The sequence below is a fragment of the Leucobacter sp. CX169 genome, assembly GCF_017161405.1.
In the GTDB taxonomy this organism is placed as follows: domain Bacteria; phylum Actinomycetota; class Actinomycetes; order Actinomycetales; family Microbacteriaceae; genus Cx-87.
The window spans coordinates 789,792-803,085 of sequence record NZ_CP071051.1; the positions used below are offsets into that span (position 1 = coordinate 789,792).

The 13,294-nt window shown below is 67.2% G+C and carries 12 protein-coding genes; 8 read left to right on the forward strand and 4 right to left on the reverse strand.

Translation table 11 applies throughout. The annotated features are described in order from the left end of the window. Positions 1-77 precede the first annotated feature (77 nt). Positions 78-1,685, reverse strand: a complete 1,608-nt coding sequence (locus JW030_RS03525; protein WP_188044689.1) for a CdaR family transcriptional regulator — start codon at positions 1,683-1,685, stop codon at positions 78-80. A 93-nt stretch (positions 1,686-1,778) separates the two neighbouring features. Between JW030_RS03525 and lysA the strand changes: the two genes are divergently transcribed. From lysA to JW030_RS03545, 4 genes are read left to right on the forward strand one after another with little or no spacing between them, the layout of a single operon-like run. Next, entirely contained in the window at positions 1,779-3,089 is a 1,311-nt protein-coding gene (lysA, locus tag JW030_RS03530) for a diaminopimelate decarboxylase (protein ID WP_188044688.1), read from the forward strand. A 19-nt stretch (positions 3,090-3,108) separates the two neighbouring features. Then, on the forward strand, positions 3,109-4,041 hold the full coding sequence (locus tag JW030_RS03535; protein ID WP_188044687.1) for an ABC transporter substrate-binding protein: 933 nt from the start codon (positions 3,109-3,111) through the stop codon (positions 4,039-4,041). Then, positions 4,041-5,036 (forward strand): amino acid ABC transporter permease, encoded by a 996-nt coding sequence (locus tag JW030_RS03540; protein ID WP_188044686.1) that lies wholly within the window; start codon positions 4,041-4,043, stop codon positions 5,034-5,036. Before JW030_RS03535 ends, JW030_RS03540 begins: the two co-directional genes overlap by 1 nt. Further along, positions 5,033-5,839: an amino acid ABC transporter ATP-binding protein gene (locus JW030_RS03545; protein ID WP_188044685.1), complete on the forward strand. Its 807-nt coding sequence runs from the start codon at positions 5,033-5,035 to the stop codon at positions 5,837-5,839. Before JW030_RS03540 ends, JW030_RS03545 begins: the two co-directional genes overlap by 4 nt. A 76-nt stretch (positions 5,840-5,915) precedes the next feature. Here the strand turns inward: JW030_RS03545 and JW030_RS03550 are convergent, their stop codons facing one another. Together JW030_RS03550 and JW030_RS03555 are read right to left on the reverse strand one after the other, a co-directional pair. Then, positions 5,916-7,325 (reverse strand): aldehyde dehydrogenase family protein, encoded by a 1,410-nt coding sequence (locus JW030_RS03550; RefSeq protein WP_188044684.1) that lies wholly within the window; start codon positions 7,323-7,325, stop codon positions 5,916-5,918. A 135-nt stretch (positions 7,326-7,460) separates the two neighbouring features. Further along, positions 7,461-8,822 (reverse strand): NAD(P)/FAD-dependent oxidoreductase, encoded by a 1,362-nt coding sequence (locus tag JW030_RS03555; protein ID WP_188044683.1) that lies wholly within the window; start codon positions 8,820-8,822, stop codon positions 7,461-7,463. A 291-nt stretch (positions 8,823-9,113) separates the two neighbouring features. Between JW030_RS03555 and JW030_RS03560 the strand changes: the two genes are divergently transcribed. Genes JW030_RS03560 through JW030_RS03575 form a run of 4 tightly spaced genes read left to right on the forward strand, consistent with a single transcriptional unit; the run spans position 9,114 to position 12,278 of the window. Then, a complete protein-coding gene (locus JW030_RS03560) occupies positions 9,114-9,407 on the forward strand; it encodes a WXG100 family type VII secretion target (RefSeq protein WP_188044682.1) in 294 nt (97 codons plus the stop codon). A 32-nt stretch (positions 9,408-9,439) separates the two neighbouring features. Next, complete coding sequence (locus tag JW030_RS03565) at positions 9,440-9,748, forward strand: hypothetical protein (RefSeq protein WP_188044681.1); 309 nt, start codon at positions 9,440-9,442, stop codon at positions 9,746-9,748. After that, a complete protein-coding gene (locus tag JW030_RS03570) occupies positions 9,745-11,730 on the forward strand; it encodes an alpha/beta hydrolase (protein WP_188044680.1) in 1,986 nt (661 codons plus the stop codon). The genes JW030_RS03565 and JW030_RS03570 overlap by 4 nt, the downstream gene beginning before the upstream one ends. Further along, positions 11,730-12,278: a hypothetical protein gene (locus tag JW030_RS03575; RefSeq protein WP_206348628.1), complete on the forward strand. Its 549-nt coding sequence runs from the start codon at positions 11,730-11,732 to the stop codon at positions 12,276-12,278. Before JW030_RS03570 ends, JW030_RS03575 begins: the two co-directional genes overlap by 1 nt. On the opposite strand, the gene JW030_RS03580 is transcribed toward JW030_RS03575, so the two are convergent. Next, entirely contained in the window at positions 12,272-12,832 is a 561-nt protein-coding gene (locus JW030_RS03580; RefSeq protein WP_188044678.1) for a TetR/AcrR family transcriptional regulator, read from the reverse strand. The genes JW030_RS03575 and JW030_RS03580 overlap by 7 nt on opposite strands. Positions 12,833-13,294: the final 462 nt, after the last annotated feature.

A 13,294-nucleotide genomic window follows, 5' to 3' on the forward strand; every position in this document is an offset into this window, starting at 1 on the left:
TCCGATTCGATAGCGGCGTACTCCGGTAGCGGGGCACTCTATTTTGGCATCGAAGCGGGGTGACGGGGCAGACGACGCTACACCCCGGCGCGCAGCTGCAGCCAGGCCGCGAGCCGGGCGTCGGCGCGGTCGAGCGCAATGCCGTGCACGTCCTCGGCTCGCCTCAGTCGCTGCCGCACGGTGTTTTCGTGCACGCCGAGCTCGGTGGCAGTCTGGGCGATGTTCCCGAAACACTGCAGCCACACCAGGATGGTCTCGGCGATCACCCGGGTCGAGGCGCGCGATGAGAGGGCAGTGAGCTCGGGGTCGCGTAGCTCGTCGGCACCGGCCAACAATTCGGCCGTGCGCTCAACGACGAGCAGGGGCCGGAGTGCCCGCGCAGTGAGTACCCGAGGGAGCCCGGGGTCGACCGAGCGCGCGGCGGACTCGATCAGCCGATCGGCGAGTGCCCGAGCGCTCGCGACCTCGCCCGGACGATGCGCGGGACCGGCCAGCGCGACACGTGTTCCGGGTAGGACGAGGCGGTCGATGAGGGGCAGCAGTGCGGCCGCGGACTCGGCAGCGGCGTCGGGCCCGGTACCCGGGAGCAGCGCATAGACGCGGCCGCGGTGGGCGACGGCGACCACGTCCGGGCGATCGAGCCACAGGTGGCGGAGGGCCGTCGAGCGGAGCTGGGTTAGCGTGACCGGGTCGTCGCTCGGCAGCGCGAAGGCGAGCAGCGTGGCGCCTGCCTCGTCGGGCACACCGAGCTCGGCGAACTCGCTACCGGTCAGGTCGATCCCGGTCAGCAGGGTGCGTAGGCGGTCCTCGCGGGGGCGCTGGTTCGCCTCGCGCAGGCGAAGATCGTCCAGGAGGAGCGCGCTCGTGAGGGCAGCCGCTCGACGGATCGCCGACTCGCGCTCGGTGCTCAGCGTCTCGCTTGCGTGGGCGTCAATCGCCCAAATGCTGCCGAGCGGAAGGTTCCCAGCCCGAATCGCGAGGGCCACACGGGGCTCCTCGTCGTCGAGCCGGGGGTAGATGACCGGGCTGTCCGTGCGCAGGACGGTGCGGTACTGGTCGTCGTTGAACGGGGACTCCGGCACCTGGCGGGAGAGGATGCCGTGGGTGCGAAGGGTGTCAATGAGCTGGCCCGGCACTGAGGAGTACGCGAGGATGCGGCGGTTGAGATCTTCGATCGCGACCGAGCCGCCGAACACCTCGGCAAGCTCGTTCGCGATGGCGAAGAGTGGCTCGGCCTGGGCCTGGTTCGGTGAGGCATGCTCCTCGAACGCGGCCTCGCCCAAGTATCGGGTGAGCTGGCCGTCGAGCAAGCGCCAGCTGATGCGTTCGGCCACGAGAACAATCGGAAGTCCGCTCGACTCGGCGACCGCCGCAAGCGCAGGTGCGCGTTCGGCGCTGCTCTTGAGCGCGATCCCGGAGGCTCCCGCAGTCGCGGCTGACGCGGCGAGCGCGCCGAGTCGGGCCAGGCTCAGCGAGGACGCCGAGGGCAGCAAGAGCAGGGTTCCCGGCGAGTCGGGCAGGTCATCCGATACGTCGAGAAACTCGGTGCCGGTCACGGCCGTCGTGCCGGTGACGCTTCCCATCAGGCGCGCGGTGCGCGGCCCGAGCAGGGTGAGGAGCGCCTCGAGCTCAACCCTGGGAACGAGCGGCGTCACGGGAAGTGGTGTGGGAAACACTGCGTTCATGCGCCAAAGCTATCCGATTTCTCCACAGTTCTCGAGGTTTTGTCGACGTAGCCTGGGGCCAGCGACATCGGAGTCGCGTGCGAAGGAGACCTGATGAGCGTGCACCAACCCACCCCGGCCGGCACCCGCCTGGGCGAACTGTGGCGGATCCTGCCCGAAGAGAGCGCCGCAAGCGCTGACGGCGTGCTCGAGATCGGTGGCGTCTCGGTCACCGAGCTCGCGGAACGCTTTGGCACCCCGCTGCACGTCTACGACGAGACGGGCCTGCGTCGGCAGATTCGCCGGTTTGTCGAAGGGCTGCGCGAGCGCTGGCCGAACTCGGAGGTGCTGTACGCCTCGAAGTCGCTGCCCGCCGTCGGGATGTACCGCGTCGCGCAAGAGGAGGGCCTCTCGGTCGACATCGCCGGGGGCGGCGAGCTCGTGCTCGCCCTCGCCGCAGGGATGGACCCCGCGCGCCTGTACTTCCACGGCAACGCGAAGACCGACGCCGAACTGACCATGGCCCTCGAGGCCGGGGTCGGGACAGTGATCGTCGACAATGAGGACGAGCTTGACCGGCTCGAGCGACTGCTCACCCGCCCGCAGCGCCTGCTGCTGCGGGTCATCCCCGGCGTCGAGGCGAAGACGCATGCGTCGCAGGCAACCGGCGGACTCGAATCGAAGTTCGGCTTGCCGATGGACCAGGCAGCCCACGCTATCGAACGCATGACCGCCCACCCCCTCATGGACTTCCAAGGAGTCCACCTGCACATCGGGTCGCAGATTCTTGACACTGAGCAGTTCGCTGAAGCCGTCGCAAAGATCTCGTCGGTCGGGACGTTTGGCACGTACGACGTCGGGGGCGGCCTCGGCATTAGCTACACCTACGACGAGGTGGCCCCGCCCGTGGACGAGTACCTCGACGAGATCGTCGCGGCCGCGAAGCGGAACCTGCCGGCCGACGCGCGGATCATGATCGAGCCCGGACGCTCGGTTGTGGCGCGGGCAGGCGTGACGCTGTACCGGGTCGTCACGGTCAAGCGCACTGGCCACACGTTTGTGGCCGTCGACGGCGGCCTTGCCGACCAGATGGACATCGCGCTCACGCAGCAGCGTTACGAGGCGATTCTCGCCGATCGTTTGGCCGAGCCCTGGACCGAGACGGTGCAGCTCGTGGGTCGCCAGTGCGAGTCGGGAGACCTCCTCGTCGACGGAGCGCCCATGCCGCCCGCGCGAGTGGGCGACCTCGTCGTGATGCCGGCCACCGGCGCCTACGCCTACACGATGTCCAACAACTACAACGGCGCCCTCAAGCCGGCGATCGTGTTTGTGCGCGACGGCGAGGCCCGCCTCGTCACACGCCGCGAAACCTACGAAGACCTCCTCGCCACCCACGCTCCCGCATTCGCGGACGCGACGCTCTAACAAGAAGGCACAGAAGACAATGAAGTTTTCACGCAAGCTCACCCTGATCGGTTCCACCGCCGCGATCGCCGCGCTGCTCCTCAGCGGCTGTTCGTCCGGGTCGTCTGACTCGGGCGACACCTCTGGCCCGAACCTCCCGGTCGGCGACGAAATCTCGACGACGGCCGATGCCGCCCTGCACGACCTCCTGCCCGAGGACATTCAGAAGAAGGGCAAGATTGACGTCGCCGTCGACATTCCCTTCCCGCCCATGGCGATGTACGACGACAACAACCGCGAGATCGGCTTCGATCCCGAGCTTGCGCGCCTGCTCGGCCAGAAACTCGACATCGATGTGTCGCTCAACAAGCAGGCCTTCGACTCGGTGATCCCGTCGCTGCAGGCGAAGAAGAACGACGTCATCATGAGCGGCATGAATGACACCCCTGAGCGCCAAGAGACGCTGAGCTTCGTGAACTACACACACGGCGGCTTCGCGATCCTGGTCCCCGAGGGCAACCCGAAGAGCGTCGGCACCCAGCTCGATCTCTGCGGCAAGACCGTCGCCGTGCAGAAGGCGACCGTGCAGGGCGACCTGCTGCGCGCCATGGACTGCGGCTCGGACCCCGTGACGGTCATGGAGCTGCCGCTCGACACCGACGCGCAGACCGCGCTGCGGGCGGGCAAGAGCGATGCGTATGTCGCTGACGCCGTCGTCGCCGAGTACGTCGCCGCGACGGTCGAGGACGGCGGCGCGTTCGACGTCGTGCGCGACCCGAAGAACCCCGCCGGGTTCAACCCGGTGTACAGCGGCATCGGGATCCTGAAGGATCGCACCGAGCTGATCGACGCGATCCAGCAGGGCCTGCAGGCGCTCATCGACGACGGCAGCTACGCCAAGGTGCTGGAGCGCAACAACATCCAGGCGTACGCCATCGACTCGGCCGAGGTCAACCAGGGGGCGGGCGAGTAATGTCGGCCGCGAACCCTCAGATCGAAGCGCGTTCGGGAGGTGCGCCGACAGACCTCGGAAACGAGGACGACGTCGTCGCGATCCCGCTGCGCAGGCCCTGGCGCCTCGTCAGCGCGATCATCGTCCTCCTTGTCTTCGCCGGGTTCATCGGTTCGGTGGCCACGAACCCGAACATCGACTTCGGTGCGGTGGGGCAGTTCCTGTTCGACAAGCGCATCTTGGAGGGCGCTTGGCTGACGATCGTCATCACCGCTATCTCGATGGTGGTCTCAACCGTGCTCGCCGTGATCGTCGCGGCCATGCGGCTCTCGTCAAACCCCGTGCTGAGCTCGGTCGCCTGGTTCTACGTCTGGGCCTTCCGCGGTACGCCGCTGCTCGTGCAGATCGTGCTCTGGGGCTACCTCGGGCTGCTCTACGAAAAGCTCACGCTCGGGGTCCCGTTTACGGACATAGTGTTCTGGCAGATCGACACGAACCAGCTGATCTCGGCGTTCGTCGCCGGCCTGCTCGCGCTCACGCTGAACCAGGCCGCCTATTCCTCCGAGATCGTGCGTGCCGGTATGGTCTCGGTGGACGAAGGTCAGCGCGAGGCCTCGTACTCGCTCGGCATGTCGCCGCTGTACACGTTCCGTCGGGTGCTCTTGCCCCAGGCGATGCGCGTGATCATCCCGCCGATGGGCAACGAGCTCATCTCAATGCTGAAGAACACCTCGCTGCTCTCGGTCATCGCCGTGCTCGAGCTGTACACCCAGGCATCGATGATCTCGTCGCAGAACCTCAAGCAGGTTGAGCTGCTCATCGTCGTGAGCGCCTGGTACCTCTTCATGACCAGCGTGCTCTCCATTCCGCAGTACTACCTCGAGCGCCGCTTTGGCCGGGGGAGCAGCCGTTCGCTGCCGCCCACGCCGATTCAGCGGATGCGACAGGCCTTCGCAAACAGACGCCCCGGCCCCGCGCCAGCGCCTGAGACGACAGTGATTGAGGTACAGCCATGACGTTGATCGATCAGACCCTGCCCGGAGGTCCCGCCATCGGCGACGACTCCCTTGTGCAGATTCGGCGGGTGCGCAAGAGCTTCGGTGCCCACATGGTGCTGCGCGACGTCTCGCTCGAGGTGCCGGCCGGCACGGTGACGGTGCTCCTCGGCCCCTCGGGCTCGGGGAAGTCGACCCTGCTGCGCTGCATCAACCACCTCGAGACCATCGACGGCGGCCGAGTCATCGTGGACGGTGAGCTGATCGGCTATCGCCAGGCGGGTCACAAGATCCACGAGATGACGCCGAAGGAGATCGCGAAGCAACGGCGCAGTATTGGCATGGTGTTTCAGCGCTTCAACCTGTTTCCGCACATGACGGCGCTCGAGAACATCATCGAAGCGCCGACCGGGATCGCGGGGCGGCCGAAGGCCGAAGCGCGCGCCCGCGGGCTCGAGCTACTGGATCGTGTGGGGCTCGCGGACTTCGCAAACCACTACCCGGCACAGCTTTCGGGCGGCCAGCAGCAACGCGTCGCGATCTCGCGGGCCCTTGCGATGGAGCCGAAGCTCATGCTGTTCGACGAACCGACGAGTGCGCTCGACCCCGAGCTCGTCGGCGACGTGCTCGACGTCATGCGCGAGCTCGCGGACTCAGGAATGACCATGATCGTGGTCACGCACGAGATCGGCTTCGCCCGCGGGGTCGCCGACCAGGTCGTCTTCATGGACGGCGGCGTGGTGGTCGAAGCCGGCAAGCCGAGCGAGGTGCTCGACAACCCGCAGCGCCAGCGCACGAAGAACTTCTTGGAAAGCGTGCGGTAGCTCGTCCCGAGAGCAAGCGAGGGGCCAGGTGGGATTTCTCCCGCCTGGCCCCTCGCTGTTGTGCTGCGCCGGGACGCTAGCCGCTGATCACCCGGGTCGCGGCGACGCTCTTGAGGCCCTCGACCGAGAACTCGAGCCCGTAGCCGGACTGCTTGGAGCCGCCGAACGGGACGAGCGGGTGCAGGCCGCCGTGGCTGTTGATCCAGACGGTGCCCGCCTCGAGGCGGCCCGCCACCTCGAGCGCGCGCTCGCGGCTCGAGGACCAGACCGAGGCGCCGAGGCCGACGTCGAGGCCGTTCGCCCATTCGACTGCCTGATCGACGGTGGAGTAGCGGATGATCGGCAGGGCCGGCCCGAACTGCTCTTCCTTGACGAGGTCGTTGTCGTTGTCGATGTCGGCCACGAGCGTCGTCGGGTAGAAGTTGCCCGCGGCCTCCCGGTTGGGCTCGCCGCCGAGCACCACGCGGGCACCCGAAGCCTTCGCCGATTCGACGAGGCGATCGACAATGTCGAACTGCTGGCGGTTCTGCAACGGCCCGAGCACGTTCCCAGCGTCGAGGCCGCGGCCCATCGGGACGTTGGCGGCTTGAGCCGCGAGCGCCGCCACGACCCGGTCATACACCGCGTCATGGACGTAGAGGCGCTTGAGCGCGGCGCAGGTCTGCCCGGTGTTGATGAACGCGCCCCAGAAGAGGTCCTCGGCGATCGCCTCGGGGTCGACGTCGTCGAGCACGACGCCCGCGTCGTTGCCGCCGAGCTCAAGCGTGAGCCGCTTCACGGTGTCGGCGGAGGAGCGGATGATGGCCTTGCCGGTGGGGGTCGAGCCGGTGAACATGATCTTGTCGATCTCGGGGTGCGCGGTGAGCGCCGCGCTGACCTCGCGGTCGCCGCTGACGACCTCGAGGACGCCCTCGGGCAGCACCTGGTTCATCACCTTGACGAGCGCGAGCACGCTCAGCGGGGTGTGCTCGGACGGCTTGACGACGACCGTGTTGCCCATGCGGAGCGCCGGGCCGATCTGCCAGATCGAGATCATCATCGGCCAGTTCCACGGGCCGATCGCGGCGACGACGCCGAGCGCGCGGTACGTGAGCACGGCGCGGCCGCTCGCGTCGTCGACGAGGGTTTCGGGCTCGAGCACGGTGTCGGCGGCGTTGCGCAGCCAGAGTGAGGATCCGCCGACCTCGAAGCGGGCGTTCGGCCCGTCAAGGGGCTTGCCCTGTTCGCGCGAGAGGAGCTCGGCGAGTGCCTCCGACGAGGCATCAATCGCGTCGGCGGCGGCGTGCAGCAGGCGGCTGCGCTCGGCGTGGCCGAGGGCTTCCCACGCGGGCTGCGCCGCGCGGGCGGCGGCGACCGCGCGCTGCAGGTCCTCGGTCGTGTGGACCGGCGCGGCGCCGACGAGCTCGCCGGTGGCCGGGTCGAAGATGTCTCGTCCGGTGCCGGGCTCGGCCGCGACCGCTCCCAAGAGTTCGTCGAACGTCTGCATGGTTGCTCCTTTTGCTGCTTCATTGCCGCGTCCACTCCAATACGGATGGACAGTGCTTCTACGATACGTCGGTGCCGGCAGGATCCGCCCGGCGTGCGCGCTTACTTATTGGAGATGCGCGCAAAAATGTTGACGCTAGCGCGCCTCGGCCCGAAACTCTTCAATCAGACCGCGGGCGGTGGTGATCCCGGTCTCGATGGCACCGTCCACAACGACGCCATTCCAGCCCTTCGCCCAGTCGGCGCCGGCAAAGCGGAGCCGGCTTTCGGCGCCTCGGAAGAGGTTCCAACCGCGGGTGAATTGACCCGAGCGCGGCGTCGCCCAGGTCTGCCCCGACCACGGATCGGCAGCCCAGTCGTGCCCGGTCGACTCGATGACCTCAAGATCGGGGCGCCAGAGTCGCACGATTTCCTGGACCGCGGCGGCGTCATTGAGGTCAAGGCGGGTGTGGTCTGGCCCAAAACCGACCAGGATCGTGGTGCCGTCTTCGAGGAAGTACTCGCTCCGGATGAGCGCGAGGGGGTGATCGGGGGAGGTCGTTGCGGGCGCATAGGCGATGATCGAGTGGTGTCCCTGGATGCGGATCCACACCTTCATGCCCGTGCAGTTGAATCCCTCGTCGATGACGTCGCGCTGATCCTGCCCCAGTGCGGGCGAGAACTCGAGGGTGTCGAGCGCGCCCAGCGGGGCAGTCACGATGACGGCGTCCGCGTCGATCCGCTCGCCGGTCGCGAGCGTGACGGCGGCGCGATCCGCTGCGTGCTCGACGCGCGCGACGGGGGTATTGAGCTGAATCTCGCAGCGGAGGTCGGCCGCGATCGCCTGGGTGATCGCACCCATCCCGTTCGTGAGTTTGAATCGCAGGGTCTGGTCGTCGAGCAGCGAGAGGCGGTGGTCGCTCAGCGAGGCCCAGTGCTTCGCCATGAGCGGCGAGGCGGTCGCGGTCGAACCGTTGTAGCCGGCAGACCAGTAAGCGTCGGCGAGGTCGAACTCCTCCTGGGTGAACGTGCCCTCGCGCAGGGCGTCGAGCACCCCCCCGGTGTCGGCGGCGCGGAAGCGGTCCTGGGCCTCGGGGGTGCCCGTCTCGAGCACGTGCAGGGGGTCGTGCGGATAGGGAAAGAGCTCGCGCGAGCCCTCGAAGATGGCCGCCTGTGGGCGCTCGAGAAGCGCGTCGAGCTCGGCCTCGGTGCCGTGGTGGACCGCGCCGCCGCTGATCCAGTAGGCGTCGTCCGCGACCGGGCTGGGGTAGATCGACTGGCCGTAGCGCGTGATCTCGTTCCAGATGAACGGTTGCATCCAGTGCACCCAGGTGGCGCCGATCTCGAGGGCGTGGCCCAGGCGCTCGTCGGTCCAGGCGCGGCCGCCGACCCGGTCGCGGGCCTCGAGCAGCGTGACGCGCACGCCGGCACCTTCGAGTTCGCGGGCGGCGACGAGGCCTGCAAAGCCTGCGCCGACGATGACGACGTGGCGGGAGTGAAGCGCGGGAGAGGGAGACATGAAAACCGCCTTTGGTGTGTGAGGGCGTCGACTGTGACGTGGCTCGCCGTCGCCATTTTCGGCTGAGCGAGCTGCGATCACGGTAACCCTATACATCTGTATAGTCAAGCGTTGCCTGTGCCAGGACAGCCGAATCGGGAAGTTATCCACAGATTCGCGCAGCCCGTTGTGTGTGGCCAGCGGGTCTTGTTGACTCAACACATCGCCCAGTTCCGGGCAGTTTGAATTCATCCGCAGGGCGAATCGGGGGCGATTTGCACGCGACGGACCGAGGCATACAGGAGCTTCACAATGGCAAATATCAGTGTTTCTTACGGCGAGATCGAGCAAGCGGCGTCGCAGCTGGGTGCGGGGCGCGACGAGATTGCCCAGCGGCTGCGCGGCATGCAGGCGCGCATCAGCGGCCTGGTGAGCTCCGGGTTTGTGACGGACCAGGCCTCAGCGAAGTTTGACGGCGCGTATGGCGAGTACACGACGAGCGCCAACACGGTCATCGACAAGTTGACGGAGATACAGGCATTTCTCACGCAGACCGCGAACGCGTTGCGTGAGCTGGACGCGCAGATCGCCGCGAAGATCAACTAGTCGAGGGCGGTGCGGCGGAGGCGGTGAGGGGCATGGCGGACCGGGTAGTGCTGGACGACGCCGTGCTTGCGGAGGCTGGGTCGGCATTGATCGCCGCCGCCCACCTGATGGTGGCCGAGAACGCGCGGCGACCGAGCGCGATGCTCGAGAGCCAGAGCGGCATTGGAGACGACGTCGAACAGTACATGCGCGGACTGCAGCTCGCGCGTTCGGCGCTGTCGCGTGCAGCTCGAACCGCCAGCGAGGCCGTCGCCGACATGATGCGAGACAGCGACACGCTCGACCGAAAGATCGCGGGGGCGCTCAGCGGCGGGTTCTCGGCGAAAGGGGGCGGGCGATGACGGTCGTCCCTGGGGCGCGCGAGGCGTTGGGGGGTGAGACGCCGATTCACGGTAGTCCTGACGAGGTAGCGCCGCTTGCCAGTTTTGCGCGGGGAGTGGCGGAGGACGCCGCGCTCTTTGGGCGGCACGTCGCGGGGGCGCGAAACTCACTCGAGCGCCAACACAGCATCGGGGTGACCCGGCTCATCGGCAAGCTCAGCGCGGGCCTGCAGCCGGGTGCGGTCGCGCTGCACGAGAGTGCCGTCGGCGGGCAGTACGCGCTCGATCGCTACGCCGCGGAGGTGTTCGAGATCCACGCAGAGGCGAGGGCCCAGCTTGAGCGAGCGGCCGGTGCGCTCGACAACATTCGTGGGTCGGCGCGGGCAATTGAGGCAATTGCGGCCGCGATCGGCGTTCGCGGCGACTGCCAATGGGACGAAGGCGTCTCTACCGTGATGCCCGAGCCAGCGCACCTCAGTCTTGCGGGAGCTCTGCCGCGGGCTGAGGGCCCGAGCGTTGGAGCAATGCTGCGCCATGCGTATGAGGAGCCCTGGCGAGTAGCGGCGCGGCGCTGGCGAGACGCGTTGGATGAGCTCGCGCAGGTACGCCGCCTCTGGAACAGTCTGCTCGAGCGGCGACGGCGTGCGGAGTCCGCATTGCGGGCGTCGATATATGCCACCGAGATCGGACAGCTCATCACGCTCGGACCTGGCGCTGATGAGCCCGCCGCCCTCTTCCTTGCCCGTGCGGTTGTTGGCAGCGCTGGGAACGGGGAACAGAGTCCAGCCGTCGCCGCGAGATCTCACCCCCTGCTCGCACGGCTCATCGGCAGCCGGTCTGGCGAGGACTCGTGGGACCAGCCGCCCGACCCGACCGTGGTCGCGCGCAACTGGGCTAGGCTCAGCGCCAACGAGCAACAGCGGCTGGTCACTGAGGTGCCCTGGGTCATCGGTAACCTGCCGGGTCTCCCGTTCGCAGTGCGCGACGCGGCGAACCGCGAACAGCTCGAGTACTTCATATTGCATCCCGATGAGCTCGGCCCGACCCATCGCGTCGCGGTCGACGAGTTGATGAAGGTACTGGAAAAGGAGCGGTTGCGTGTTGCTGAGCGTGGGGTGGCCAGCCCACCGGTGAGTCTGGTGGCGTTCGACGTCACCGGCGAGGTGCCGAGAGCGGCAGTCGGCTATGGAGACCTCGATACTGCTCAGAACCTGAACTGGGTCATCCCCGGGATGTTCAACGACGTGCACGAGGGCCTGGCGGGGTGGGACAGGGCGGGGCAAAACCTCTTTCAGGCGCAAGGGGGAGTGCTCGAGCGGGCCCGACGTTTCGACGAGGGCAACGCCCTGGTCGCGTACTTCGAGTACGACACCCCAAATCTGCTGAGCGTGCTGTCCGCAGAGCCGGCCCGAGTCGGGGCGTCCCGCCTCGCCAGCGAGTTGGACGGGGCGTTCGCTACGCGCCAGGCGAACCAGGAGATAAGGAACCACGGGGTGCTCGCCCACTCGTACGGCACCCCGGTAGCGGCAAACGCGTTGCTGCTCACGAGATTCCCCGTGCAGTCACTCACACTCATGGGTTCCGCAGGCTTGGACGGCGGGCGGGTGGCCTCGCTCGCCGATCTCCACGTCGACCGCGACGCGGAAGGCCGGGCTCGGGTATACACGACCATGGCGACAGCGGATACGACCGCCCCCCTTGGCTCGCAGCTCTCGGGTCGACTACAACCGAACCCGGCCACCGCCGCGCCGTCGACCCTGCGGATCGGTGGTGCTCAATACTTCTCGTCGGACGGGGATGGAGAACTTCTGCCGGTCACCGGGCACGGTATCTCCCGCGACGACGGGGGCGGGTACCTCGATAAGCGCACGCAATCGCTCGACAGCATCGCAAAGTTGACCCTCGGTGAGGGCGCTGAGGTCTCGGGTGGGCTGACCGAGGTTCGACAGGAGAGTCTGTCCGCGCGCGAACGGGTCGAAGCAATGACATGGGGAGGTCCGTGATGGTGCGGCAATTGATCAAGATGGGGATGGTGGTGGGCATGGCGATGGGAATCGTCGGATGTAGCGAGATGCCGGTGGTCTCAGACGCGAAGGCCGTCGGGCACGACTCGCTCTGGGCCCAAGAAGCCTGGGTACAAGGCCAGGCAGAGGACGCCCTCGCCGTGCTGGGGCCAGTGGAAGGCTGGTGGGTAGACGTCCCCGAACTGCAGTGGCCCAGTGACAAAGAGAAGATCATCCGCGGCGCCGAGACCGAGATCTGCCGCTCGGGACCGATCAATCGGCGGCCGGGCCGTCTCAATCTGACGCTCAGCAATCGGTCGTTTGGCGACCCTGCGGAGGCAGCGAAACGCCTCTGGGCTCAGTGGGAATCAGAGGGGTGGGAGGTCACTTACATCATCCCGCCGGAGGAACAAAAAGCGGGCGAGATCGATTTCCGGGCTGACCGAGAAGACGGTGCAATGCTGGCCTTCGGCGGCAATGCGATCTATGTCGAGGTCGAGATCAACTCATCCTGCTCGGACGACCTCTCCGTGATGGAGCGCTATTGAGGGGAAGCGGGCAGCGACGCCGCCGCGGCCACGAGCGCGCGGATCCGCTCTATCGCGCGGGCGCCCTCCGCGGCGTCTCGGGCGATCAGCTGCTTAAAGACGAGGCCGTCGAGCGCGAACCAGATCACCTCGGCGAGGTCCTGATCGACCACGCCAAGCTCGCGAAGCCGCTCGGACGAAGCCCGACGGTACGTCTCGTAGTAGGCGTCGATCAGCGGCCGCAGCTCGGGCTTCCGACGTGCCTCGAGGAGGAGTTCGTACTGGAACGCCTGCATGTCGGCCTCGCGCTCGGCCAGCGAATCGATGCCCTCGGCGAAGCCCGCCACCGATGGCACGCGTCCCGTCATGCTCGTCGAGCTCATACTCTGCTGCACCGCATACTCCAGCGCGGCTTCAATCAGCGCGTCGCGAGAGCCGAAATGGTGTCGCACGAGACCGTGCGAGACGCCGGCCTCCAATGCCACCGCGCGGTGCGTGAGCGAACGCAGGCCGCCGCGGGCCACCACGGTAATCGTCGCGCTGAGCAGCGCGTCGCGCCCCGAAACCTGATTCACACCCACACCCTAGCGCGCCGAGAAGTTACGCAAACGCAGAAGATGCCTAAGAAGCTACTTGGACTCGGCCAACACGAAGTGCCGAAGTTTGCTACCGCTCTGGAATGGCGATAGGCATGCGGGCAAGCACCGAGGAGTAGGCAGCCTGATACTCGTCAGGGCAGACTTTGCCGAGGCTCCCCTTCGCGCGCCGTCGTAGAGCATCGTCTTGCGCACTCGCTCGGTCATGGGTGAACAGATGGCGGCATGCTCCTCACCGGCCTGCCGGTCAGGATGGTCCGTGGCAGTATCGGCTTACCCAACCCACTGACGCAACGACTCGGCACCGAACCCTATTGACGCGCGACACCGGCATTCGTCTGTGCCGTCCACGGATAATCGACTCGATACTCAAGCACGGGACGATTCACCTGCACGGCGTTCAGTTCGGTTGTGCAATAAACCCCCACATATGGGGATAGG

What these genes read in the sequence shown, in the direction of transcription:
- JW030_RS03525 (WP_188044689.1), bottom strand. Translation starts at nt 1,685, where the DNA reads ATGAACGCAGTGTTTCCCACACCACTTCCCGTGACGCCGCTCGTTCCC.
- lysA (WP_188044688.1), top strand. Translation starts at nt 1,779, where the DNA reads ATGAGCGTGCACCAACCCACCCCGGCCGGCACCCGCCTGGGCGAACTG.
- JW030_RS03535 (WP_188044687.1), top strand. Translation starts at nt 3,109, where the DNA reads ATGAAGTTTTCACGCAAGCTCACCCTGATCGGTTCCACCGCCGCGATC.
- JW030_RS03540 (WP_188044686.1), top strand. Translation starts at nt 4,041, where the DNA reads ATGTCGGCCGCGAACCCTCAGATCGAAGCGCGTTCGGGAGGTGCGCCG.
- JW030_RS03545 (WP_188044685.1), top strand. Translation starts at nt 5,033, where the DNA reads ATGACGTTGATCGATCAGACCCTGCCCGGAGGTCCCGCCATCGGCGAC.
- JW030_RS03550 (WP_188044684.1), bottom strand. Translation starts at nt 7,325, where the DNA reads ATGCAGACGTTCGACGAACTCTTGGGAGCGGTCGCGGCCGAGCCCGGC.
- JW030_RS03555 (WP_188044683.1), bottom strand. Translation starts at nt 8,822, where the DNA reads ATGTCTCCCTCTCCCGCGCTTCACTCCCGCCACGTCGTCATCGTCGGC.
- JW030_RS03560 (WP_188044682.1), top strand. Translation starts at nt 9,114, where the DNA reads ATGGCAAATATCAGTGTTTCTTACGGCGAGATCGAGCAAGCGGCGTCG.
- JW030_RS03565 (WP_188044681.1), top strand. Translation starts at nt 9,440, where the DNA reads ATGGCGGACCGGGTAGTGCTGGACGACGCCGTGCTTGCGGAGGCTGGG.
- JW030_RS03570 (WP_188044680.1), top strand. Translation starts at nt 9,745, where the DNA reads ATGACGGTCGTCCCTGGGGCGCGCGAGGCGTTGGGGGGTGAGACGCCG.
- JW030_RS03575 (WP_206348628.1), top strand. Translation starts at nt 11,730, where the DNA reads ATGGTGCGGCAATTGATCAAGATGGGGATGGTGGTGGGCATGGCGATG.